At 36.2% G+C, this 26,700-nt stretch carries 15 protein-coding genes; 2 read left to right on the top strand and 13 right to left on the bottom strand.

The genetic code is table 11. The features are described from left to right. Positions 1-54: 54 nt before the first annotated feature. The 7 genes from JKP34_RS10780 to JKP34_RS10750 all read right to left on the bottom strand — a co-directional run bounded on the left by JKP34_RS10780 (position 55) and on the right by JKP34_RS10750 (position 12,610). Positions 55-1,458 carry a sugar porter family MFS transporter gene (locus tag JKP34_RS10780; RefSeq protein ID WP_201920928.1) on the bottom strand — a complete coding sequence of 468 codons (1,404 nt, stop codon included), beginning with the start codon at positions 1,456-1,458 and terminating at the stop codon, positions 55-57. Positions 1,459-1,544: 86 nt separating this feature from the next. Next, on the bottom strand, positions 1,545-2,279 hold the full coding sequence (locus JKP34_RS10775; RefSeq protein ID WP_236664964.1) for a glycoside hydrolase family 16 protein: 735 nt from the start codon (positions 2,277-2,279) through the stop codon (positions 1,545-1,547). Between the two features lie 53 nt (positions 2,280-2,332). Further along, entirely contained in the window at positions 2,333-4,639 is a 2,307-nt protein-coding gene (bglX, locus tag JKP34_RS10770) for a beta-glucosidase BglX (protein WP_236664963.1), read from the bottom strand. A 90-nt stretch (positions 4,640-4,729) separates the two neighbouring features. After that, positions 4,730-5,836, bottom strand: coding sequence for a family 16 glycosylhydrolase (locus JKP34_RS10765; RefSeq protein ID WP_236664962.1), 1,107 nt, complete (start codon positions 5,834-5,836; stop codon positions 4,730-4,732). Between the two features lie 57 nt (positions 5,837-5,893). Next, entirely contained in the window at positions 5,894-7,984 is a 2,091-nt protein-coding gene (locus JKP34_RS18340) for a PKD domain-containing protein (protein ID WP_317193681.1), read from the bottom strand. Between the two features lie 13 nt (positions 7,985-7,997). Next, a complete protein-coding gene (locus JKP34_RS10755; protein ID WP_201920921.1) occupies positions 7,998-9,500 on the bottom strand; it encodes a RagB/SusD family nutrient uptake outer membrane protein in 1,503 nt (500 codons plus the stop codon). 11 nt (positions 9,501-9,511) lie between these two features. After that, on the bottom strand, positions 9,512-12,610 hold the full coding sequence (locus JKP34_RS10750) for a SusC/RagA family TonB-linked outer membrane protein (protein WP_201920919.1): 3,099 nt from the start codon (positions 12,608-12,610) through the stop codon (positions 9,512-9,514). A 273-nt stretch (positions 12,611-12,883) separates the two neighbouring features. Here JKP34_RS10750 and JKP34_RS10745 point away from each other — a divergent pair, with 273 nt between their 5' ends. Together JKP34_RS10745 and JKP34_RS10740 are read left to right on the top strand one after the other, a co-directional pair. Continuing rightward, on the top strand, positions 12,884-15,787 hold the full coding sequence (locus JKP34_RS10745; RefSeq protein ID WP_201920916.1) for a triple tyrosine motif-containing protein: 2,904 nt from the start codon (positions 12,884-12,886) through the stop codon (positions 15,785-15,787). A gap of 253 nt (positions 15,788-16,040) precedes the next feature. Further along, complete coding sequence (locus JKP34_RS10740) at positions 16,041-17,459, top strand: DNA/RNA non-specific endonuclease (RefSeq protein WP_201920913.1); 1,419 nt, start codon at positions 16,041-16,043, stop codon at positions 17,457-17,459. Positions 17,460-17,529: 70 nt separating this feature from the next. On the opposite strand, the gene JKP34_RS10735 is transcribed toward JKP34_RS10740, so the two are convergent. From JKP34_RS10735 to JKP34_RS10710, 6 genes are all read right to left on the bottom strand, one after another. Beyond that, positions 17,530-18,486: a mechanosensitive ion channel family protein gene (locus JKP34_RS10735; RefSeq protein WP_201920910.1), complete on the bottom strand. Its 957-nt coding sequence runs from the start codon at positions 18,484-18,486 to the stop codon at positions 17,530-17,532. A 45-nt stretch (positions 18,487-18,531) separates the two neighbouring features. Continuing rightward, entirely contained in the window at positions 18,532-19,800 is a 1,269-nt protein-coding gene (locus JKP34_RS10730) for a metallophosphoesterase (RefSeq protein WP_201920907.1), read from the bottom strand. Positions 19,801-19,924: 124 nt separating this feature from the next. Further along, positions 19,925-23,326, bottom strand: coding sequence for an efflux RND transporter permease subunit (locus JKP34_RS10725; protein ID WP_201920905.1), 3,402 nt, complete (start codon positions 23,324-23,326; stop codon positions 19,925-19,927). Positions 23,327-23,349: 23 nt separating this feature from the next. Further along, positions 23,350-24,486, bottom strand: a complete 1,137-nt coding sequence (locus JKP34_RS10720) for an efflux RND transporter periplasmic adaptor subunit (protein WP_201920902.1) — start codon at positions 24,484-24,486, stop codon at positions 23,350-23,352. 33 nt (positions 24,487-24,519) lie between these two features. Then, positions 24,520-25,908: a TolC family protein gene (locus JKP34_RS10715; RefSeq protein ID WP_201920900.1), complete on the bottom strand. Its 1,389-nt coding sequence runs from the start codon at positions 25,906-25,908 to the stop codon at positions 24,520-24,522. Then, on the bottom strand, positions 25,889-26,518 hold the full coding sequence (locus tag JKP34_RS10710; RefSeq protein ID WP_201920897.1) for a TetR/AcrR family transcriptional regulator: 630 nt from the start codon (positions 26,516-26,518) through the stop codon (positions 25,889-25,891). The genes JKP34_RS10715 and JKP34_RS10710 overlap by 20 nt, the downstream gene beginning before the upstream one ends. Between the last annotated feature and the right edge of the window lie 182 nt (positions 26,519-26,700).

Below are 26,700 nucleotides of genomic sequence, written 5' to 3'. Positions count from 1 at the left end.
GAAAGAAAATTAAAAAAGTTTCATTCCAACCTTAAATTATGCTATAAAAATTACCTACTCTATTTCTCCATATTTTTCCTCCCAAATACCTTCTACTTCTTCTAATGACTTTCCTTTGGTTTCAAAAAGATACTTTTGAGTGAATATGATAATGAAAATAATGAACACACTGAAGATGAAGTACGGCAGCGATCTGTTCCAAAAGCCATCTAAATTTGTTTCACTACCAGCTATAACCGGAAAACTAAAGGTAACCAAAGCATTACCGGCCCATTGCACAGCTACAGCAATTGACATCGCTACACTTCTTATCTTGTTTGGGAACATCTCTGACAATAGTACCCAGGTAACTGGTCCCATACTCATCGCAAAAGATCCTATAAAAAGTAAAACACCAATTAGCGATACAATTCCTACGGCATCAGCATATAATGTACCTCCTAAAAGAATAAAGCCTAACAACATACCAAATGAGCCAATTATAATTAATGGTTTACGGCCTAACTTATCTACTGTAAACATGGCTACGAATGTAAAGAGGAAGTTAACTGCTCCTAACAAAATCTGCTGTGCAAGAACATCTTCCTGACCGTAACCCAGGGCTTTTTCAAATATATCACCTCCATAATACAGCACTGCATTAATACCTGTGAACTGTTGTAAAAGTGACAATATGGACCCAATGATAATAATTGGAAGTACGGATTTCTGCAAAACTGAAGTACCAGTTAATTGAGTCTTTCTTTCTTTTGCTAAAGAAGCCTTAATTTCGTCTATTTCTTTCTGAGCTACTTCTTTGCTATGAAGCTTATTAAGCACAACCATAGCTGCTTCTTCCATTCCCTTTTGTACTAACCACCGAGGACTTTTAGGTATAAAGAAGGTTAAACCAAGAAATAATAAACAAGGAATAAGTTCTGACCAGAACATCCATCTCCAGCCGGTAGAAACATTTTCAGCTTCTGTATTTCCATTTCCAATGAAATATGTAGCCAGAAACACCACAAAAAAACCAGTTACAATCGCTAACTGGTAGAAGGATACAAGAACCCCTCTTTTATCCTTCGGAGAAATTTCTGCTATATAGGTTGGGGCTGCCATGGAGGCAAGTCCTATTCCTAAGCCGCCAATTAATCTAAAGATCACTAATAGGGTTACTGATTCAGGTAAAAAGGAAGGCAAACCTGACCCCGCAGCAGATACCGTAAATAGCAATGCTGAAATAATAAGTGTTACTTTCCTGCCCAATGCATTACTAATGGTTCCTGCACCGATAGCGCCTACAAAGCAACCAATGAGCGCACTGCTTACTACCCACCCCTTCATGAAATCGCTTAATTCGAAATATTTACTGAAGTAGAATTGAGTACCGTTTATAATACCAGTATCGTAACCGAAAAGTAGCCCACCTAATGCTGCTACCATCGTAATTAATATAAGTAATCCTTTCTTTGACATGATTTGCTTTGATGTATTTGAAACCTAATATTAAGCATTTAAGCAGAGGAAACTGCATTAAAAGGCTATTTTTTTAGGTCATATTCCTACTCTGGTTTTTCACTATAAACTTTTACATAATCAATGATCAACTGCTGTGGCCAAATATCTTCAGCAACTCCATATCTTCCACCCCAATCACCACCAACAGCCAGGTTTAAGATTAGATGAAAAGGTTGAATAAAAGGCCATCCTTCCTTTCCCTCACCATTTTTGTTGACTGTATGATATGAAGTACCATCAACATACCAAACAAGCTGATCATCAGTCCATTCTAAAGCATAATTATGAAAAGCTTCTGAAGCATCATTTACCATGATGCTATCCGACTTTTGCGTACCTTTTACATGATTATAAGCTTCAGTATGAATAGTGCCATATATTTGTCCTTGATTATATCCAACATGTTCCATGATGTCTATTTCACCATCTAATGGCCAGTCGAGAGGTTTCTTTTGAGAAGGCAGCATCCATATAGCAGGCCAGGTACCTCTTCCTTCAGGCAACTTAGCTCTTACTTCAATATAACCACCCTTCCAGTCTCCTTTTTGTTTAGAAGTTAATTTGGCTGAGGTGAAATTTTTGTCATCATTAGTTTTAATGGCTGTAATTATTAATTGACCATCCTTTATACTAATGTTATTTTCAGTATAGTACTGTAGCTCATTGTTACCAAATCCACAGAGTTCTGGACATCCATTACCTTCAATAATATTCCAGTTTTCTCTAATATTTTCTGCCGAATAGTCGAAGTTATCTTCCCACAGCAGTTTACTTTTCATTTTTGAGCTACAGCCGAAGGAAAAAATTACTGCTACAATTAATATATATCTCATCATTTTAGGGTAAATGTTTTATAATTACTTACAGCCGAGCTAGCACCAATTAGTACCTTAAATGAGCCTGGCTCTGTTCCATAAGTGAAGTCTCTTCTGTAATAAGCAAGGTTTTCAGGCTTTATGGTAAATGAAACTTGCTTAGTTTCGCCTGCAGCTATTGCTACCTTTTCAAAACCCTTTAACTCTTTTACTGGTCTTGTAATGCTCCCTACTTCATCCTGAATGTAAAGCTGAACTATTTCATTTCCATCAACTTTACTTTTATTGGACACGGCTATGGAAACTACTATTGAATCATTTTCCGCTTCCAATGCTTTTTTTGAAAGTTTAAGTTCGCCATACTCGAATTCGCTGTAACTTAACCCGAATCCAAAAGGAAATAATGGACTATTATCCACATCTGTATGGTGGGTATAAAATACCTGGCCTGGTGCTGTTGAAGGTCTGCCAGATGTTTTATGATTGTAATAGATTGGAACCTGACCAACATTTCTTGGAAAGCTCATAGTTAATTTACCGGATGGATTTACTTGACCAGTAATAACATCGGCTATAGCATTTCCGGCTTCTGAGCCTAAATGCCATGTTTCTAATATAGTTGGGATATTTTCATGTTCCCACTCAAGTGTTAGCGGTCGTCCATTCATCAATACCAACACTATATTTTTATTAACCTTATATACTTCTTTTAACAAGTCAAGCTGAACTCCCGGAAGCCCAATGTTGGATCTGCTTCTACCCTCACCTGACATATAAGCTGGCTCACCTAGGACCATGAATACAACCTCAGCATTTGAAGCTTTTGCCATTGCTTCAGAAAAACCACTTTTATCGGTTTCGTTGATCTCCAGCTCATCAAAAAAGTTATTTGGTCCTATGGACAAATCACATCCTTTAGCATAACTAATCATGGCCTCTTGACCCAAAGCTGACTTCAATCCTTCATAGAAAGATACCGCTGTATTTGACTGGGCGGCTGCTCGCCAATTACCTAATGGTGCGTCTTTATCTTTTGCTAATGGACCAATTACTGCTACTCTTTTCTTTTTGTTGAGCGGCAATAAATTAGTTTCATTTTTAAGCAATACAATAGACTCTGAAGCCATTTCTCTAGAAACCGCTAGGTTTTCCTGTGATAATAATTCTTTATTTTCCCTTGCGGAATCGGCATATTTATAAGGATCTTCAAATAAACCCAATTTATATTTTAAAACTAATACTCTACTAACGGCTTCATTAATTAAAGAAATATCAACAGTTTTATTTTCTACTAATTCTTTCAAGTATTTTGAATAGGCATCCGCTTCCATATCAATATCAGAACCTGCTATGATTGCTTCTTTTGCAGCTCCCTTTAAATCTTCCACTGTACCATGGTTTACCATCTCACCAATAGAATTCCAGTCAGATACAACTACACCTTCGTATCCCCAATCCTGTCTCAACTTTTCTCTTAAAAGATAACTATTACCTGTTGATGGAATACCTAGCATATCATTAAAAGCATTCATAAAAGTGGCAACATCAACCTGAGCAGCATCTTTGAAAGGTGGGAGAATTCGATTAAGCAATTCGTGTTTGTTGATATTTACATTGTTGTAATCTTTACCAGACTCCACGAAACCGTAACCTGCAAAATGCTTTGCACAAGCAGCTATGGTATTGTTACTGCTTAAATCATTTCCTTGAAAACCTTTTACTCTTGCCTGAGCAATCAAACTACCCAGGTATGGATCTTCACCTGCGCCTTCCATAACTCTACCCCATCTGGCATCAACAGATACATCAACCATTGGAGCAAAGGTCCATTGCAAACCAGCTGAAGCAGCCTCTTTAGCCGCAACTGCCGCTGACTGTTGCATTAAATCTAAATTCCAGGAACAACTTTCTGCCAACGGAAGCGGAAACATAGTTTTATAGCCATGTACTACATCATATGCAAATATCAATGGTATGCCTAACCTTGATTGCTCCACAACTTGCTTTTGAAGTTTATAGGTGTTTTCAGCTCCTAAAAGATTTAACACTGACCCAACTTCCCCATTGAGAAGCATTTCATATCTTTTTTGAGAGGTAGAACCTTTATCACCAGGACCTGTCATTTCAGCTCCAACAGAATACTGGTTTAGTTGTCCAATTTTTTCATCTAAGGTCATCAGTCCTAAAATGGAATCTGCCTTCTGAAGAATCTTATCATCAGATTTAGAAATCTCTTTCGGTTCAGAATCATCATTATTTTGACATGAGAAAGCCATGCCTGCTCCTAGAATAAGAGCAAAAATGATAGGTTTAATATGTTTCATGAGTAAGGTTTTTATTTAAAGTGCCATCCCTTAACAACTTAAGGAAAAGCTGCTTTACCAGTCATATTTGTTTGGACTGATCACATTTCTTTATTGTTTCTGAAATACTCTTACATAATCAACTGTCATTCTTTGTGGAAAAACAGTTGTTGCATCAGGTGAACCAGGAAGATTCCCACCAACGGCTACGTTAAATATGAAGAAAAATTCATCTCTAAATTCTGACAAATCATCAGGTGTTATATCTATGGTATGGTATAGATTATCATCAACAAGCCATTGAATTTTTTCTTGATCCCATAAAAGTGTGAAGACATGAAATTCATCACCAAAAGTTGATCCTGGGTCAAGTCTGTAAGGTTCTCCTTGTCCGCAGGTACATGCCCTTGTGCCATTACTATCCCAATGTAAGGTTCCGAAAACTTCACGTTCTCTTGTTCCACCTCCAATTTTTTCCATGATATCAATTTCTCCGCATGCCGGCCAGCCTACATCCCTAAAGTTGGCACCTAGCATCCAAAGAGCCGGCCATATGCCTTGTCCTTCAGGTAATACTGCTCTAATATCTATTCTTCCAAATTGAAACTCCTGTCTGTTTTCAGTAATTATTCTTGAAGAAGTATAATTATTACCACTGAAATTTTCTTCTTTAGCGGTAATTACCAAATAGCCATCTCTCACTTCAGTATTCTGTTCTCTATAATATTGGAGCTCATTGTTGCCCCAACCATTTCCTCCAGTTCCTATTTCATGAGTCCAGTCATTAGATAACGATGTTCCATCAAACTCATCTTGCCATACTAAATCATAGCCTTCATAAGAAGTTGGTGTACTATAGCCATCAGGAAACTCTTCCTGAACTTGCTCAGAAATTTCAACCTGCTTTGATACCTCAATGAAAACATTTTCAGTAGTATGCGCACTTACCTTAATAGTATAATTACCGGCAGAGGAATAAGTATATGATGCACTACCATCGTTAGATTGAATCACATCAGAGCCATCACCAAAATTAAATTTATAGAAATTACTATTTGAGGCACTAGCATCTATGCTTACACTCTGAGGATTGCTTTCACTTATGGTGATTTCAAAATCAAGATCAGTTGGTGGCTCAGGTTCTAGTGCGGATTCTGATGAATCACATCCAATAACTAGAAACATTAATAACACATATAAAAATTTAATCTTTGTCATGCTCTAAATATTTAAATGGGTAGACTTTTAGAGTCTACCCATAATAAACTATCTTAATTAATTTGCAGGTATAAGAACAAAGTTCCAGAAAGCTCCTCCAACGTCAATTGTTAGTGATAGCTCCTCACCAGAGGCGTTTTTGAAGTAATCTAAAACCTCATATGTTACAGCAGCATCCATATCTGGAGGTGCAGCACCATATTCTCCACCATTATATGCTTTAGGTAAAGCCATAAAGGCTCCTGTTCCCCTCACTGTGATATAGGCTGGATCTGTATCTGTTGCAGGAGTTAAAGAGAATGAATGAATACCAGAACCCCATGCAGCAGCATCGGTACCTTCAAGATTGGTGTCTGGCTGACAGCCATCTGATAATCCCATGTAACCTTCTCCAAAGATATCACCATTAGTGTTATACTCATACTGACCGCCTGTTTTGAAGATGAATTCATCATTGAACAAGCACGGTCTGTCTCCTGAAATATCTGCTCCATTAGGGAAATAAGCATCGCTACCTTTATCCGGACCAACTCCAAATGCACCAGCAGCAGGCTTCAGTTTCCATGATTTGGAACCACCACCAGTTAATAATTCAGTGGTAATTTCATTAGCTGATTCAGTAGCAAAACCAATATCATCTATGTAGAATGTTCCACCATTATTATTCTCAGTATCTGCAAAAACTACTAAATTTTGAAGGTTATTCTGTGCACCTGAGAAATCAAACGTTAGTTCAACCCATTGCTCTGCAGTTGGAATACTTGCTTCCACCTGAGTAAAGGTATCAGGATCACCAGCTACTTCTAGTTTTAGTAAAACATTTGTTGTCACAGGAGACCATACTTTCATTGAAAGCGTGGTATTCTCTGAAAAGTCAACAGGCTCGTCTAATAACATGGCTAGACCTGCAAAAGAGAATTCTGTTCCTTTAACAAACTCACCAACTCTGGTAGACGTATTTGCTCCCGTAGGATCTGGGTTATCAATCACACTAAAAACGGACCCACCGAATTCACCAAATTGAATGTTGTCATTCTCCCATGTTAGTGGTAATAATTTAGGCGTAGAGCTAACTGTTACTTCTTTAGTTACAGTAGCAGATTGTCCGGGGCCTGTTGCTGTCAAAGTCACACTATAAGTTCCTTCTTCAGCATAGGTATGAACTGGACTTTCTTCCGTACTGGTGCTACCATCACCAAAATCCCATGTATAAGATTCAGCATTTAATGAAGTATTAGTAAATGTTACTGTCAACTCAGCTGGTTCAGCAGAGAAGTCTGCAGCAATTGGGGCATATCCTTTTCTGATTAACCTGTGGTACCATTTCAGATCTGGCGTTGAAGCATCACTAAAACGAATAAACATTTCATTTTCAGATATAGAAAGTATCTGATATTGATTTACACCTGTATTGTAACCTATAAATCCATTATTAGTGAAATTAAGGTTTATGTAACCATCTTCTCCGTCTTCAAAAGAGAAATTAATATTCTCAGGTGCAACATATGGTGCCTTTCTATCTCCAACTTCTGGTTCAAATGCTCCTGGAAAGTTAGACTCTTGTGCTGCGTTTAGATAAACATCTCCATTGGTATTCTGCTCGAACTGATATTGATTTAAGATGAAAGTATATTCATCATTGTATAATCCACCACCTGCTTTTTCATTTGCAGCAGCTGCATAATAGTCCGGAGTATAGGAATTTGGAGGACCAACACCAAAGTGGCCTGCTCTAGCAGCATCAATCACCCAAGTTTTACCTTCTGGTTGGTCACAACCACCTGTTAATAATTCAAGAAACTCTACATCACATATTGTAGGGTCTGTTGATTCAATTGTTACACTTTCAGAAGATGATACAGAACCACCAGCTGAATATACTGTTAAAGTAACTTCGTAATCACCAGCGAAAGGAAAATAACCTTCTACCTCATCTCCTTCAGCGCTGGCTCCATTACCAAAGTCCCATTTCTTAATGAAACCATCTGAATTATTAGAAAACACTATATAGTTTTCACCTTTTGATGAAGTGCTGCTTTCAAAACTAGCTTCAGTTGGCGCAGGCGCTTCATCCAGTGTAAACTCTTCCTGACAAGCGGTAAAACCGATAGTCAGTATTGCGAAAAATAAATAATATAACTTTTTCATTTCCATGAATATTTTAGTTGTAATTAGGATTTTGTGACCAATTGCCACCTGCCAGGTCTATCTCGATCTGTGGTATAGGGAATAATTCATTTTTTCCTTCAACAAACCCTTCAATTTCTGAAGCTGCTCGGCCCGTTCTAACAAGATCCCAGAACCTGAAACCTTCACCAGACATCTCATATCTTCTTTCCTGCCAAATAGCTTCTGTTAAAGCTTGTCCTGAAAGGGATAAATCTAACATGCTAACTCTTGCACGGACATCATTCAGATATTCCAAGGCTTTAACATCGTTTGGAGCAGATTTTCTATTATGAGCTTCCGCAGCCATCAAATAAATATCTGGTAATCTTAATAGTCTGTAGTTTACCGGACTAGTAAGATCATTATCAGGCAACCCTAATTCATCCAATCTTTTAATATACTTATTGTTGTAAAAGCCTGTATGACCACCACCACCAATGGCATAAGAGATATCTCCTGGATTGTCCTGTTCCGCTATAAATGCATCGATGTCTAAAACAGTTCCATCTCTTCTTATATCAGAAGGATCAAAAGCATCATATAAATCCTGAGTTGGTAAATTATAACTGTTACCATCACCGTATTCTGGTCCTGTATATTGTCTAATGCCTTGGAAACCAACAGCTGCAAAACCCTCAAGACAAACTAGACATCCATAAGAACCACCTTCTTGTCCTGAATACTGAATTTCAAAAACAGATTCAGAGTTACCTTCCTGATTTACACTAAATAAATCAGCATACTCTTCACTAGTTGTTGAATTGATAAGACTGTAAGGCCCCATATCAATAACACTGTCCAAAACAATAGCCGCATCATCGAACTTATCCTGATAAAGATACACTCTACCTAATAAACCTAAAGCTGCACCTTTGGTAACCCTACCTTTTACAGAGTTTGTCCAATCCAATCCTGCTGAAGCTGCCTTTAAATCAATTTCAATTTGTTCGTACACCTGAGAAGCTGGAGTCCTTTCCAATGAAGTAGACTCTTCTTCGGATATTAATCGATCAAGGATCAACGGAACATCACCAAAGTATTTTACTAATTGAAAATAATAGTATGCTCTCAAAAAATGAGCCTGAGCATAAATCTCATCCTTGCCTTCAAAATCCAATTTATCCTTATTACTAAATAGATAATTGGTTCTTACGACACCTGCATAATTGAAAGAAAATACTGATCTAAGTTCATTATTCACTCCATTATGCGTCATTGCTTCAATTTCGTGTAGACCAGGAGTGTCAGTAACACTTTCCCCTCCTGCAATCGCATTATCAGAAGCTATTTCTCCTATCCACATATTTAAATAGGAAGTCTGCAATAAATCGTAAGCTCCTGTTAGCGCTCTGTCATAATCACTTGGTGTGTTGAAAAAGCTATCACCATCAATGGTATACAGCGGATCAACCTCCAATCTATCATCGCAGGCATTCAGGAATGATAGTCCTAGTACCGCGACAAAAAACATTAATATTTTATTATAGAATTTCATAGCGTTGATTTTTAAAATTGAATGTTAAAACCACCCATTAAAGACTTAGCCTGAGGATATCGACCTAAATCTACCCCATTGCTCAAAGGATCAGATGAACCAACATCAGGATCGTATCCCATATATCTTGTGAAAGTGAATGGATTAACCGAACCTATATAAACTCTAAATTTGGTCATCCCCATCTTCTCTGCAATAGACTGAGGAAAATTATACCCGATTTGGATATTTCTAACTCTTACATAGCTACCATCTTCTACATAAAAGTCTGAGAAGTTCGTGTTGGTAGTTAAACCAGTGGTTAGGCGTGGATATTCATTTGTAGAACCTGGACCCGTCCATCTATTGAGGTTATAGGCCAATTGATTGGCATATGGCTGTTGTCTTTCATAATTTCTTATGATCTCATTTCCAACAACCGCTGTTACGTTAGCCGTTAAGTCAATTCCTTTATAATTGGCGTTTACATTAAGACCCATTGTAAAATCAGGTATAGGAGAACCAATCATGGTACGATCAGAATTATCACCAAAGCTAATTTCATTATCACCATTTTGATCTACATACTTGAAATCACCAGGCTGCGCTCCAGGTTGCGAGATAGGGCTTGATGCTATTTCCTCAGCGGTTTGCCAGATACCATCAGTTTCGTACCCTATAAAATAACCTATTGGAAAACCTTGCTCTAGTCGTGTTACTACATTTCCACCTACGCTAAATCCTGTTCCCGGAACAAAATCAACTCCTCCTGGTACTTTAGTTACCTCATTTTGTAAATAAGTGAAGTTATAGTTCACAGAAAAACTAAAATCTTTAGATGGCTTAAAAGCATAGTCTAGATCAAGTTCAAAACCCTTATTTACTACCTCACCTGCATTTTTAAATGATGGCTCAGTACCAGCACCTCCTGTACCTACAGTAGCAGACTGTGGTGGAGCAAATAATAATCCTGTAGTAGTTTTAATGAAATAGTTAGTGGCTAAATCAAAATTTTTAAACAAAGTCAAATCCAAACCAATATTAGTCTGAAGTGTTGATTCCCATGCTAAATTTGGATTTGGCACTCTACCTAAAGCAACACCAGAAACAATTACATCATCAAAAACATATTGACCTTCTCCATTTAAAGATGCTCTATAAGCATATGGTTGAATTTGATCATTTCCAGTCCAACCTTGGCTCACTCTTAGCTTGGCGAAATCTATTGCTTCAATGTCAAAGAAATCTTCATCACTAATTACCCAAGCTGCAGATAAGGAACCGAAATAGCCAAACCTATTATTTGAACCAAATTTAGTCGAACCATCTCTTCTTATTAAACCTGAAAAAAGATATTTCTTTTCATAATCATATTCACCTCTTAGAAAGATCGAGTTTAACCGATCAAGATATTGAAAGGAATTAGTATTATTTAAATATCCGTTTCCTATACCAGTTACTAATGAAAGATCCGCAAAAGCTACATCATTATTAGGTACGCCATAGCCAGTACCGCTTACCTGAGAACCTGATACTTCGTTAAAAGAGAATCCTGCAGTAGACTTTACTGTATGATTACTACCAAAGGTTTTTTTATAGTTTAGAAATCCTTCAACCAAATAATCTAAATAAGAAGATTTTGATTCTGTTACACGAGCACCTCTCTCTAAAGTAACTCCCCCAACTTCATCACCTATTTGAACTGTGGTTGGATCTAAATCAGCATTGGCCGCTGTATTCTGTGCTTTACCTGCGCCATACCAAGCCAAAGGTCCAAACTCTTTATAATCAACTACAGCATAATTGTAACCTACTCTGGCATTAGCAGTAAAGTGATCGCTGATTTCGTATTCCAATTCCTGTTTACCAACTAATTTGTTCACATAAGAGTCATTATATGTATTCTCTATTTGCGCAAATGGATTGATTACATCCGAAACATTTAACAAATAAGAAAATCTTCCATCAGTTTTAATTGGCTCAGTTGGATAGGCATTGGCAGCATTATACAATACAGAACCTATACTTCCTTGAGGAAGACTTTTACTATATTCGTTAGTATATAATAAAACGTTTGTCAATTTCAGTTTAGGTAATATTTCAGTTACGAAGTTTACTCTAGCATTGTACCTCTCAAATAGGGCCTTATCTCCACCAACTATTCCTTCCTGGCCAAAATAAGAACCTCCAATATTATAAGTGGTTTTTTCAGTACCACCTGAAACAGATATATTATAATTTTGAATAGGTGCATCGTTAAACACTTTATCTTGCCAGTCAGTGCCTTCGCCTAAATTGGTGTTATTAAATGGTACTGTTTGATTGTTAGCTGCAAAAGCCTCATTTTTCAAAACAGCATACTCTGTTGCGTTTAATAAGTCCAGGGTTTTAGCAGTTCTTTGAACACCATAATAACCACTTAAGCTTAATCTTGGCTTGGTGTTTTTCTTACCCTTTTTAGTTTCAATGATAATCACACCATTAGCTGCTCTAACTCCATAAATACCTGCTGTTCCATCTTTCAAAACGTTCACCGATTCAATATCCGCTGGGTTAAGAGCATTTAAACCCTCTGAATCGTAAATGATACCATCTACAATTACCAATGGGCCTGAATCACCATTAGTTGATATACCTCTAATATTAATATTGGCTGAACCACCAGGTGCACCTGAATTGGTTGAAATATTAACACCAGCAACGGCACCTTGTAAAGCTTGGTCAACTCTAGGTACATTTCTTTCTTCAATTTCCTGAGCGTTTACTTTTGCAGTGGCACCAGTCAGTTCCTTTTTGGTACTTGTACCGTAACCAACCACTACTACTTCGCTAAGTTGTGATATATCTAAATCTAAACTGACAGTAATATTGGTTTGTCCGTTATAGCTTATTTCTTTATCGGCATAACCAATAAATGAAAAAACCAGCACATCACCACTGTTAGCCGAGAGCTTGAACTCACCGTTTAAATCGGCTGTAGCACCTCTAGAGGTTCCTTTAATCTGAATACTGGCACCTGGCAGTGGTTCGCTTGTTTCAGCGTCTTTAACAGTACCAGATACACTCTGAGCCTGCGCAAAAGATGAGGAAACAACAAGTGCCAACATCATTAAGAGTAATTTGTGTTTCATAATTTTTGAGTTGGTTAGAACTATTAAAATAATTATGCAATCGTTTTCGAAAGCACAACCTGAAATAGCGACTTTCAGTTCACATCACCTATTTACACACCTCATCATTAATACATCATACATATTTTTACATTACATCAAAAATACATCAAAACTCTACTAAAAACATCTCATAATCATTTAAACACATATTTTATAGTTTTAACAACTTCACCATTTAATATTTCCTAAACATTTTTTATACATCAAATGAATATTTAAGTAATTTTAAATATGCGTCAACGAAAGCAATTCATTTTTATACTTTGTTGTATTTTTCTAAACTGCGTTCAAGCTCAAATAAATAAACTTGGGCTTCCCTTTAGCGAATACTTCCCTAGCGCTGAATACAAAGGTGGAATTCAAAACCTGGAGATAACCCAGAGCCCTGAAGGAATTATCTACGTAGCAAATAATTTTGGCATGCTTTCCTTCAACGGTACTTCCTGGGATATCCACAGACTGAAATTAGAAACAAAGTGCAGGTATTTGCTAATTGGCCAAAAAGGAAAGGTTTATGTAGCCGGTCAGGGAGATTTTGGCTACTTTACTATTGATAGTACTGGTCAATATTTATATAAGTCTCTCTCAAATAATTTACCAGAACAGTATAAAGACTATGATGAAACCTGGCGAATCTTCAAAAAAGGCAATGAGCTTATCTTTTGTACATTTGACTACCTATTCTACTTTAATACAAATGATGAATTGCTTGATGTAAAACCATCACCTGCTGATATTGAGAGTTTCTATTTCCTAAACAACGCTATATATGTAAATCAGCAAGGTTCGGGTATACTTAAGCAGAGTGAAAAAGGTTTTGAATTAATACCACATGGTGATTTCTTCTCTGATAAAAAGGTAAGTACCATTATTCCTATTCTAAATAATGAGTTGTTAGTAGCAACGCAAAACAGTGGTTTATACATCATTAATAGTATTGGTATTAAAGCATGGAATAAACAAAATCAACAATTTTATAAGGACGCTTCTATCAACACAATCATAAGAATGTCTGATGGAAACTTCGCTATCGGTACGTTAAATGATGGTCTCATCATAACTGATAAAAATGGCAATATAAAAATGCAGCTCACCAAAGGTCATGGACTTGAGAACAGAACCATATTATCCATTTTTGAAGATATGCAAAACAACTTGTGGCTCGGACATAATAACGGAATAAGCCTGGTTGAACTTAATAACCCTTTTTCGCTAATTAATGAGCAATCTGGCCTGCCGGGTACAGGATATGATGCTTTTTTAGAAGACAAATTACTTTACCTAGGTACAAATAATGGTCTATTCTACAAAAATATTGACAATCCTAATAACCTACCAGAGAATTTCACCGGCTCTGACGGACAAGTATATGAAGTAAATAAAGTCTATGAAAAATTAATTATTGGTCATCATGCTGGTACTTTTACAATTGAAAAGGATCAAGTAAATCTAATTTCAGACATACCTGGTGCCTGGACATTTCTACCTCTGAAAAACCATAGACCCTATATACTTCAGGGGAATTACAAAGGCCTCGCACTCTTTAAGAAGAATGGCAATAAGATTGATTTTATCAGAAAAATAAAAGGGTTCTCTGAATCTTCAAGATTGATGGAGCAAGCCGATAACGGAGATATTTGGATGACCCATGGCTACAAAGGGGTTTTTAAGTTCAAGCTAAATGATCAATTAGATTCAGTAAGTGTAAAGTATTACGGTGAAGACAAAGGCTTGCCATCTAAACTCTTGATTAATGTTTGGCGCATTGATAACAAGCTCATTTTTAGTACTGAAGAGGGTATTTACACCTATAATAATGACAAAGATATTTTCGAGCATTATCCTGCCTTTGATGAGTATATAGGCGCAAAGTGTCAAATTATTAGTATGACTGAAGATCCTGTAGGCAATATTTATTATGTAACTACAGATGAAATGGGAGTGCTTGAGAAAAACGGTAATGGACAATACACTAAGCATAGTGGCATCTTCAACAGAATAAAAACACTACTAAATGATGATCTTCAAAAAATAATAGCATTAGAAGCTAATCAGGTTCTATTTGCAGCTAAAGAGGGTTTTATTCATTATAACAATCAGAGTAAATCGAGAAAAGTAACCAACTTGAAAACCCTTATCACGGATGTTTCCATTACACATAATATAGATTCAACCATTTCACACGGGCGCTATTTAACTGAAAAAGGAATAGTAACAAAACAGCCTAAGAACGCTATTCATCAAATACCATATAAAAATAATGCGGTTAGAATTGCTTATTCAGCGCCTTATATGGAAGCACATGAACGAACCATGTATCAATATTGGTTAGAAAACTCAGAAGAAGACGGTTATAGTGAGTGGAACAACAAAACAGAAAAGGAATACACTAATCTGAGCGAAGGAGAATACATTTTTCATGTAAGAGCAAAAGATGTTTACGGAGACATAAGTGAGGAATCCACCTATACATTTATCATTACACCGCCCTGGTATAGATCAACTTATGCCTATACAGGCTATATATCGCTGGCGATTATTCTGGTACTTTTGATATATTTCTTTTATGAAAAACGATTCCAAAAAAAGACTGAAAAATTAACAGAAGAAAAGGAAAAAGAAATCAACAGAATTGATACTGAACTGAAATCATCTGAAGAATTAATTGATAAACTTAAAAATGAAAAATTAAAAGCTCAGATTGATGTTCAGAACAAAGAACTGGCAACTTCCACTATGCAAATCATCAATAAAAATGAGTTCATCAATAGTGTTAAAGGTAACCTGAATACGGTTATAAAGAGAAGTAAGAATCAGGAGGTTAAGCAAGAGATCAATAAGATTATTGGTAACATAGAAAAGAATATAGAATCAGATAAAGATTGGGAAAGCTTTTCTATGCACTTCGACAAGGTACATGGAGACTTCACACATCGCTTCAAGGAAGAATTCCCTGATATTAGTCCTCAGGAAATGAAATTAAGCGCTTATTTAAGAATGAACCTAAGCACTAAAGAAATAGCTCATCTTTTAAATATTTCTGTAAGAGGAGTTGAAATTGCACGATACAGACTGCGAAAAAAATTGCAACTAGAACGTTCAGATAATCTACAAGAGTTTATTCTCAAGTACTAGGTATTACCAACTCATTCGTAACACCTTAGCCAGATTTATTTAATAATTATTAAATATTAAAGACAAATTTTCCTTAGCACTGCCAAAATAGATTTAATACAAATAGAAATAAAATTAGTATTAAATAACTCCGATTTATTAAGCTATTGTTAAACAAACAACTACATTTAATACATCTGCATATTTTACAAGTCCAATATTTTTCATGGTTTCAATAATTTTGGGGCAATCAAAAACCTAAACCATTTAACCAATGAAAAAACAAATTTCAGGAATCGTTTTCCTCATTATTCTATTCACATTCGGCTGTACAGAAGAAACTGTCAACCCTAAAAAGGATAGTAAGTCGTTACTCAATATTGTAGGTGAAATATCTGCACATACTGAGCAAATAGAAGGAGATTTTGCTCAAGGGCACCAGCATACCAATGAAAGAACTTCATCTTTCACAGAAACTTTCGAGTCAGCTTCCAAAGGTAGTTATTCAGGCGGCACCATCAGTGTAGGTTCAGGTAGCTGGTACTTAACGGATGCCCTAATTGGTACGCTTTCAAGCGACAGAAAGTACAATAGTAGATCAGTAAGAATTAGAAATACCGGTTACGCCATCATGTCATTCAACATGGATAATGGCGTAAGCACGGTAAAAGTTAGACATGCCAAATTCGGTAGTGACGGCAATTCTAGTTGGAGACTTATTTATTCAACAGATAATGGCTCCAGCTGGTATTTTGTCGGCTCAACAATCAATACAACATCTACCTCACTAAATACAGCCTCTTTTACTATCAATTATTCAGGCGCTGTTAGGTTAGGTATTTATAAAACAGCTGGTGGTAGCAATAGAATTAATGTTGACAACATTGAAGTTACAGCCTACGGAAGTTCTTCAGGCGGTGGCTCAGGAAGTGGTACAGCCTCCAGAGATAATAACATGACATTCGGTAATCCATCTGATGCCTCGTCATCAAGTAGCAATAATTATCTTATTAACCGATCTGATTATGCCTTATCATACAACAACGCCAAAGGAACTGCCAATTGGGTTAGCTGGCATTTAAGTACTGCATGGACCGGTAGTGCATCAAGATGTGACTGTTTTAAAAGTGACACCGCCCTACCCTCAAGTTTCTTTAGGGCAGTAAGCAGTGATTATACAAATAGCGGCTATGACAGAGGTCACTTATGCCCTTCGGCAGATAGAACTTATACCAGTACTGCAAATAGTAATACGTTTTACATGACAAACATAGTTCCACAAGCAGCTGATAATAACCAGCGTAGTTGGGCCACTTTGGAAAATTATTGCAGAACATTAGCTAGTCAAGGTAATGAATTACACATAGTTGCTGGAGTAGCAGGAACAGGTGGAACGGGTAAAAATGGCTATAAAACGACCATTGATGGTGGAAACATCACTGTCCCGGACTCATTTTGGAAAGTAATTTTGGTTCAGCCAAACGGTACTAATGATGTAGGCAGAGTAACTACATCAACCAGAGTGATAGCTGTTAATATCCCTAACGATCAAGGTATTGGCACCAATTGGGCAAGTTATAGAACCACAGTTGATTATATAGAGAACATAACCGGCCTTGATCTTTTTGAAAACATTAATAATTCTACTGAAAGCTATTTAGAATCTAGAGTAGATAATGGGCCAACCAACTAAAATGAATTCTAACAAAAATAAAAGAGCAGCTTAAAAGCTGCTCTTTCTTTTTAAGGCTACTTGTTCTTTTTTAGGAAGGACTATTACCTGCCTGATGTATCTGCATTTCACTCAAAGTTTGGCCGCCTTTAATACCAAAATCCAAAGTTCTGATAGGGAAAGGAATAGTAATACCTTCCTCATCAAACGCCTTCTTAATAGCTTTGATGGCTTTAGAACGCATTTCTAAATAGCTAGGGTTTTTAGGATACTTAATCCAGAATTTAATTTCAAAATTGATAGAACTGTCACCAAACTCATAGTAGGTAAAGATCATATCATCATGTCTGATTACACCCTCCAACCCTTTAAGCGTTTTCTCAATAATTTCTTGTACTTGCTCTAAACTATCTGCATATGAGACACCAACAGCCAAATCAATCCTTCTCTCGCCTAGAATGCTGTAATTAACGATAGGGCTGGAAAGTACATCTTTATTCGGGATATATACTTCCTGACCCTGCCACGTTTCAACAACAGTAACACGCAAGTTTGTACGGCTAACAGTACCCATAAAATCAGAAAGCTTTACAATGTCACCGATAGCGAAAGGTTTTCTAAATGCCAGCATAATTCCTGAAACGAAATTGGCCGCGATATCCTGAAAAGCAAAACCTAAAGCCAAACCAATAACCCCTACACCAGCGAGTAATGAGGTAACAGCCTTATCTAGCTTTAGAATCCCGAGGATAATAAATAAGCCGAGCCCAAGAATGGCATAGTAAATAATAGTTGAGAAAAGATTTTCAAGTGCCTGATTATTTGAAGATCTGTTAAAGACTTTAACAAATAATTTCTGTCCAGCCTTTGCCAAAAGCAGAAATATTAAGAATAGAATAACTGAGACAAACATATTGGGCACCATATCAATGAAAGTGTCCCACCATGTCATTACTTTGTCAGTTACCTGATCCAGTGGTCTTGCCACCTCTTGCTTTAAAGAATCTACCTTCTGTTCTGTATCAGATTGAAGAAATGAAAAAATCATAGTGAATGTTGGTTTGTCAAGACAACCAAATCACTTTTATTTTGTTTAGGCCGACCTTAATTCAAGAATAGTAATTTCAGGAGGCATCCCTATTCTGCCGGGGTAGCCTAAATAACCATATCCCCTATTTACATAAATACTTTGATCACCTTGCTGATATAAGCCAGCCCATTGTTTATAAGCATATTGTGCCGGACTCCATTGGAAATCACCTAGTTCAACCCCAAATTGAAAACCGTGGGTATGGCCAGAAAGCATTAAATCAATGTCAGGATAGCTTTTTCTTACCTGTGCATCCCAATGGCTTGGATCATGAGAAAGCAAGATCTTAGCTGGATACTCTTCAGTGCCTGCATAGGCTTTTGAAAGGTCTCCATATTTAGCAAATCTACCAGCACCCCAATTTTCTACTCCTAATATAGCTAGTGGCTCATTATCAACCTGCAATATGCGATTTTCATTATTGAGCAAATCCCATCCCATAAGCTTATGGGCTTCCATCAAGTTCTCAAGGTTTTGTCTTTTTACAGCTTCACTTGGCCAACTTTTATAATCACCATAATCATGATTCCCTAAAGTAGAGAACACGCCTAAATCAGCCTTTACCTTTGAAAAGATGGGTACATAATCAACTACTTCTTTTGCCTCATTATTAACAAGATCACCAGTAAACAATACCAAATCCGGCTTCTCTTTGAGGAGCATGTCTACCCCACCCTGAACGGCTGTTTTATTCCAAAAGCTTCCTGAATGAATATCTGATAATTGACCAATTTTAACGCCATCCCAGGCCTTTGGTAAACCTTTGATGGTTATTGATTTCCTCCTTATCCTGTAGTCATGTGCACCAGATATAATGCCAAAGCTCATAGCAGCAAACGGTAAAGCTCCTGCTATCAATGCGGACTTGGCAACAAATTCGGATCGGCTGATCTTACTACCCTTTGAGACTTCAGAAACAGCAGCCTTATCCGAGCTAATCAGTTCCTGTAATTTATAGTAGCCCAACTGTCCTAATCGAAAAATATCGCCTAACAACAGTACAAGAGCAGCAATAAACTTCGAGAAATAATTCATGAAGACTATTACCAATAAAAAGCTTCTAAATACTCTTGAATAGTTATCAGGATTACCAAAGTGATAGAGCCAAAAACAGGCAATGGTTAAAGCTGTAAATCCCCAATAGCCATAAATTGCTACAATTCTCCATATTCCTGTAACATTTTGAATGGTGAGCTTTAAAGCTTGATAAACGTAAAAATCAAGCAATAAGAAAATGATAGTTACTATGGGTATTAGGATGATTTTAGACATGACAATTGAATTTTAATTCCTTATTAGAGTACTTTTAAAAATAATTGAACGGTAAAGTAAAAAAGGCGCAGAAAATCATTTCTACGCCTTAACTAGTTAAAACTCTATAAATAATTCTTACTAATTATCTACCAATACCAAATTTGGCATTCAGCTGATTAGCAATCAGGTACATCACTGGTACAATCACCAAGGTAAGGAAGGTTGCAAATGTTAAACCAAATACAATAGTCCAACAAATAGGCTCCCAGAACATTACTGAATCACCACCCAAATAAAAATCTGGATCATAGGCAGTAAATAACTGGATAAAATCAAAGTTGAATCCAACCGCCAATGGCACCAAACCTAATACCGTAGTTATTGCTGTTAATAAAACTGGACGCAAACGGGTTTTACCCGCTTCTAACACCGCTTCTTTTACATCTTCATATGACAGGCTCTCACCTTCTGCTAAGTTCAACTTCGTATTTTCCTTACTAATTTCAATAAAGTCAATCAATACAATTGCATTGTTTACCACAATACCCGCCAGTGATATGATACCAATCATAGTCATAACAATCACGAAGTCCATCTGGAAAACAACCAATCCTAAGAATACCCCAATGGTACTAAATATTACCGAACTCATGATAATAAACGGTGCAGTCATTTTATTAAACTGTGCAACAATGATTAAGAAGATTAAAAACACTGCGAATAATAATGCCTGACTCAAGAAAGCTAACTCTTCCGCTTGCTCCTCTTGCTCACCAGTAAATTTAACCTCATAGCCAGCAGGAACTTGAAAATCTTTCATTCCGGCCTTCACCTGATCATTAACATTGGTAGCATTGTATCCATCCAAAATGTTGGAATAAACTGTAACTACCCTATCTAATTCTTTCCTGTTGATAGAACCATAAGTGCTTGTATATTTCACATCTGCAACAGCTGAAATCGGTACCTGATTGATTTTACCTGTAGCTTGATCTCTGTAAGTGATTTTTTTATTAATCATAGCATCCACATCATAACGATATTCATCGTTATATCTTAACTGGATTTCATAATCATCTTCACCTTCCTTATACTTAGAAATCTCCTTACCAAATAGACCTGTTCTGATTTCATTTGCAATAGTATAAGTACTTAAACCAAATCTTCTCGCCTTTTCTCTATCGATATTGATTGTCAATTCTGGTTTACCCGTTTCCAGGTCATTTTGAAGTTTTTCTATACCAGAAATATTCAGCTGATTAATATAAACCGTCAAATCTTCAGTGATTTCAATCAACTTATCATAGTCTTCTCCACTAATTTCAATATTTAATGGCTTTCCTGTTGGGGGGCCTGCCTGATCCTTATCAACAGTAATAGCTACCCCAGGATATTGACTCACAGCATCTCTAATCTTGTTCATAACAACTGTTGTCGATACTCCATCACGGTATTTGAATTCAACAAAATTTACTGTAATTCTACCTTTATTAGGTGTTTCAGATTGTCCAACAGCTGTAGGGTCACCTGGATCACTAGCTCCTTGACCAATATTGGTTACCACAGATTCTACTATTCCCATATATGGCTCTATCACACCATTCACCTTCTCTTCAATATTTTTAGAGAATTCGTTGGTATGTGTTACATCTGTTCCTACTGGAAACTCTATAAATACATTTACGTATTTCGGCTCATTTTCTGGAAAGAATAATACATTAGGCGTAAATACGCCCAATAACATCAATGACCCCACTAGTGCAGCCACTGTACCCCCTAAGAACCAATAAGGATTGTACCCTTTTATGGCAAAACGTAAGCTTCTAGTGTATAATTTTTCCAGCCATGGCAAGAATCCTTTTTGAAATCTTCTGGATGCTGGAGTTAGCACATAAGTGTTTAGTAAGCCTAACAATCCAAATAAGATAGCCAGGTTACCTATTACATATACTTTGAATATCAAGAAAACTGTACCAATGGCGAAAGCGATCAAGACATTTCTCCAGATTGATTTATAATTATATTTACCCCCGTCATCAATTCTCATAAATGAGGCAATAAAGACTGGGTTAATAACTAAAGCCACAAATAATGATGAACCGAGAGTAATGATTAGGGTAATAGGTAAGTACTTCATGAACTCACCAATCATTCCTGGCCAAAAAGCTAACGGTAAAAAAGCTGCTAAGGTGGTGGCAGTGGAAGAGATAATAGGTAAAGCCACTTCTCCTACTCCCATTTTTGTTGCTTTAATTGGGTCATATCCTTCTTCCATCAATCGATACACATTTTCGACCACGACAATACCGTTATCTACCAACATTCCTAATGCCATAATTAAAGAGAATAAGACAATCATGTTAATTGTGATACCTAAGGCACCTAAAATCATGAAAGCCATGAACATTGACATAGGAATTGCGACTCCTACAAACAAGGCATTTCTTGTTCCTAAGAAGAATAACAATACTAATACAACTAGGATCACTCCTGAAATAATATTGTTTTCCAAGCTGCTCACCTGATCTCTAGTTTGTTGCGATTGATCATTGGTAATGGTGACTTCTAAACCCTCAGGAAATACTTCTGCTTTTGCTTTTTCTACTACCTCATAGATTTTATCGGTAAGAATTAGGAGGTTCTCTCCACTTCTTTTTACAGCATCCACCATCACAACCGCTTTATTGTTTAAGCGCGCATAACTTTGCTTTTCTTTATAGTCGAATTCAACTTCTGCAATATCTTTTAGATAAACAATGTGTGCATTTTCATTTTTGATGATCAACTCTTCCAATTGCTTAGGATCATCATATTCACCAGAAATAGCTACTGTTCTACGGATATCACCTATTTTGATATTACCACCAGACATGGTCATATTTTCGGCCTGCACAGCATTTTCTATATCAGCAAAACTGATTTTTCTAGCCTCCATTTTTAATGGATCTACTTTTATTTGCACCTCTTTTTCATCTACCCCTCGAATCTCAGCTTTTGACATCTCAGGAAACTTCTCCATCTCCTCTTCCAGATACTCAGCATATGATTTTAACGTTTCTACACTATAATTTCCTGATAGGTTAATATTCATTATTGGGAATTCAGAAACGTTGAGTTCAAAGACATTTGGCTCATCATTCAAATCAGTTGGTAATTCTGAATTAGCCTTATCTACAGCATCTTTTACCTCTTGTAGAGCTTCTTCAACATCTGTATCAGTGGTGAATTCTACAATGATGGTAGAATAATCCTGCACTGAAGTAGATTTGATATTATCTACAGAAGAAATAGTGTTAATCTCCTTTTCTAAAGGTCTTGTGATTAACTTTTCCATATCAGCAGGCGAGTTTCCTGGATGCGCGGTACCAACATATATTGTAGGCTGAGAAATTTCAGGAAAATTCTCCTTTGGCAAGTTGATATATGAAAATATACCCAGCAGTACAATTATAAAACTTAATACATAAACAGTAGTTCGGTTATTCACCGATAAGGAAGTCAATCCAAACTCCTTTTCTACTTTCTTTTTATTAATGTCACTCATAAAATTTCAGCTTTAAACGATGATTACTTAGCTACTTGAATAGAAATTCCTGTAACTGCATCTCTGTAACCTTCCGTGATTACTTCATCACCAGCTTTTAATCCTTTTAAAACTTCGGTATTCCCGTCATAAGTCAACCCTCTCTCTACTCTTACTTTGTCAGCTACTTTCTTTCCTTCTTTGGTATTCACCGCATATACAAAGTCACCAATATTATCTTGCTGTATTATGTCAGAAGGTACGACAATGGTCTTTTCACTGGTATAATCAGCCAATTGTAAACGGGCAAACTGGTTAGGTTTCAATTCTAAACTTTGGTTAGTCATTTTTACATCTAGTTGAAAAGTCCTATTTGCAGGATTTATGACATAGCTTATAGCACTCACTTTGCTTTTGAAAGATTGCTTAATTGATGGCAAATACACTTCTACTTCATCACCTACTTGAAAATCATTGATATACTTCTCAGAAACTTCAGCTTTCAAATACATCTGCTCATTACCTACTAATGAAACTACTGGCAATCCTGGCTGCACTAATTCACCTAAATTTACCATCACATCATTTACTCTTCCGTTAAAAGGTGCTCTAATTTCAGCCTTGTCTAACTGAGACTTCAATGTAGCCAATTGCCTTTCTAAGCTTTCCTTTCTGTTTTTGGCCTCTAAATATTGCACCTCTGTACCAATTTCCTGTTTCCATAAATTAGCTTGCTTTTCAAAAATAGTAGTCGCTAATGAAAGTGCTGTTTCTACTTCCTTTATACTGTTTATAGTAGATTCTGCTTCAAACTTCACTAATAATTGACCTCTTTTCACATCATCACCGGTTTCTACATTCACCTGTATGGCTCTACCCATTGTTTCTGCACCTAAGGTTATATTTCTTCTTGAAGCCACCTGACCTTGTACTTGAATTTTATGTACAAAGTCTTGCTGTAAAACTTTATTAGTCTTTACTAAAATTGACCTATCTTGTTTTTTAGAAAAATTAGGATCTAATTGAGCAATTTGAGCTTCCAATTCATTAACCTTTACTGTTTTTTCTTGAATTTCTTGTTTTAAAGTAGCCAGTTCAGCTTTTAATTGCTCTGTCTTATCGCCAGAATCACATGCAGCTAATGCAACTGTGAATGTTAAAAGTATTAATATATTTTTCATGTGTGTTGTTGTGTTTCTGTATTCAATGATTAATTAATAAAGTATTCCTAAGGCTTTTTCTAGCTCAATTTTTGAAAGTACAGCATCGTACAATGCTGAATAATAATTAGTTTGTGCTTCTTTAGTAGAAGTTTCAGCCTCTAATAACTCTGTACTGCTAGCAACCCCATTTTTAAATTTGATTTCCATTTGCTCAAATACTTCTTTCGATAATTCCATATTTCCTTTTTGAACCTCTAAAGCTTCTGTAGCAGATTTCAAATTATCTTTTGCTTGCTTTATTTCCATATCTATTGAATTTCTTAAAGAAGTTTTTTGAATTTCAAGTTGCTCAATTTGGATTCTATTTCTTTCCATACGATTGCTTCTAGCCAAACCAGTAAATAAACTCCATTTTAAGCTTACACCAACTGCTCCAAAGCTTAGCCAATTCTCATTAAAGTTGAATAGATCATTAGTACTGTTTACCCCAGAGTTCCAACCATAACTAAAATTGGCGTAGAGCTGTGGTAAATGTGTGGCCTTATTATTCTTCAAATCCAAATTTGCTAAATCTTGGTTTGTTTGAAGAATATTATATTCAGGCCTAAGATTCACATCAAATTCTGCCTCAGCCCCTAAGTATTCTGATGCATCTAAATTTAACTCCTCTAACGTTCCTGATAATATCACTTGATTTTCTAGTGGAAGTCCCATTTGAAATTTAAGTACATCCTTGGTGTAGGTAAGATTTCGCTCCACCTTATTCATTTCTGTCTTAAGATTATTAAGATTCACCTGTAGCTTATCTACGTCAAGCTGCTCAGCAAAACCATTCTTTCTCAAAGCTTTTGTGTCTGATAACACCTTCTCTAATCTGCTTAAATTAGCGCCAACCAGCTTTGCTCTTTCTTCTGTTATCAGCACCAAATAATAAGACTTAGTTATTGATTCTACAATGTCAATTTCAGTACGGTTAGATTCTTTTTGACGTAATTCTCTTAAAGTTTTGGCCGCCTGTAAGCCTACAAAATAAGAACCATCAAACAATAATTGTGAAACACTAAATGCAGCATTACCATCATATTGAGGGCTAAATTGCACAGGTGTAAAACCTTCAGCTTGTGGATCTCCTGTTAAGATTGCATTTGGTAAAAATGCTTTTTGTACTTCATAATTGTAATTTAAACCACTTTGAAAATTTGCTTGAGGTAACCCCATAGCTCTAGTCTCTCCTACCTGAGTTTCGGCAATTTTTTCTTCCAACCTGTCTGTTTTCAGGTTGTGATTATTCTCTAAACCATACTGCACACACTCTTCTAGTGTTAATGGTTTATCAAAACTAATGGTCTGTTGTTCTTCGTTCTGTGCTTGTACAAGCAAAGGAGTAAAGCATACTCCAATAATAAAGGTGGTTAATGTTTTAAGCTTCATGCTCTTCATCAAAATAATGTTTAAATAATACGCGTCCGTTATCTGTTAAAAGCCCTAAAGCAAAATGCTTAAAGAGCTGCTGATGTACTTCTTGAAAATTAAATTTTTCTTTAGGATAAATTTCAGGATCAAAGCTAAACTGTACTTGAGCCATTCTTAGAGTAGCTATTATATCCACATTTATATCTTCTCTGAAATAACCTTCTTTCATCCCCCTCATGAGTGTATTTTTTAAATGCTCAAGGATAAATTCATACTTAAACTTGATAAAAATCTTAAACATTTTGGGATAAAAGCGTTCTAGGTCATACATAACCGCAGGGTTGACAGATTCCACTGACATCCGCATGCATTTTGACATTTCATAGAGTTCCTCAATACAGTTATCAGTATCAGTAGTTGTTTCAATTATCAACTCCTTTTGCCTGTCAAAATGGGTTTTTACCACTTTGGCAATGATGGCATTTTTATCTTTGTAATGCTGGTAAATGGTTTTTTTGCTGACCCCAACACTTCTAGCGATATCGTCCATCGATACTGTCTTTAAACCAAACTGTAAAAAAAGTCCTCTTGCTTCTTCTAATATTTTATCTGCTACATTCACTTTTTCTACTTCCATTTGTACTAATTTCTTAGGAAACCGCAAATCTATTTCAAGTTTCCTGAGTTTCCAACGATAGAAGATAAAATAAGTTCAGCATAGGCTAAAAAAATTTTAAATTATTTTATCGCTGATTATCAATAGGTTAACATATATATACTAAAAGAACATTTGAGATAGAATTAGAAATTACATATTAG

The organism is Marivirga atlantica, assembly GCF_016734805.1.
GTDB classification, from domain to species: Bacteria; Bacteroidota; Bacteroidia; order Cytophagales; family Cyclobacteriaceae; genus Marivirga; species Marivirga atlantica.
This window is presented reverse-complemented; position numbering and strand designations above follow the sequence as displayed.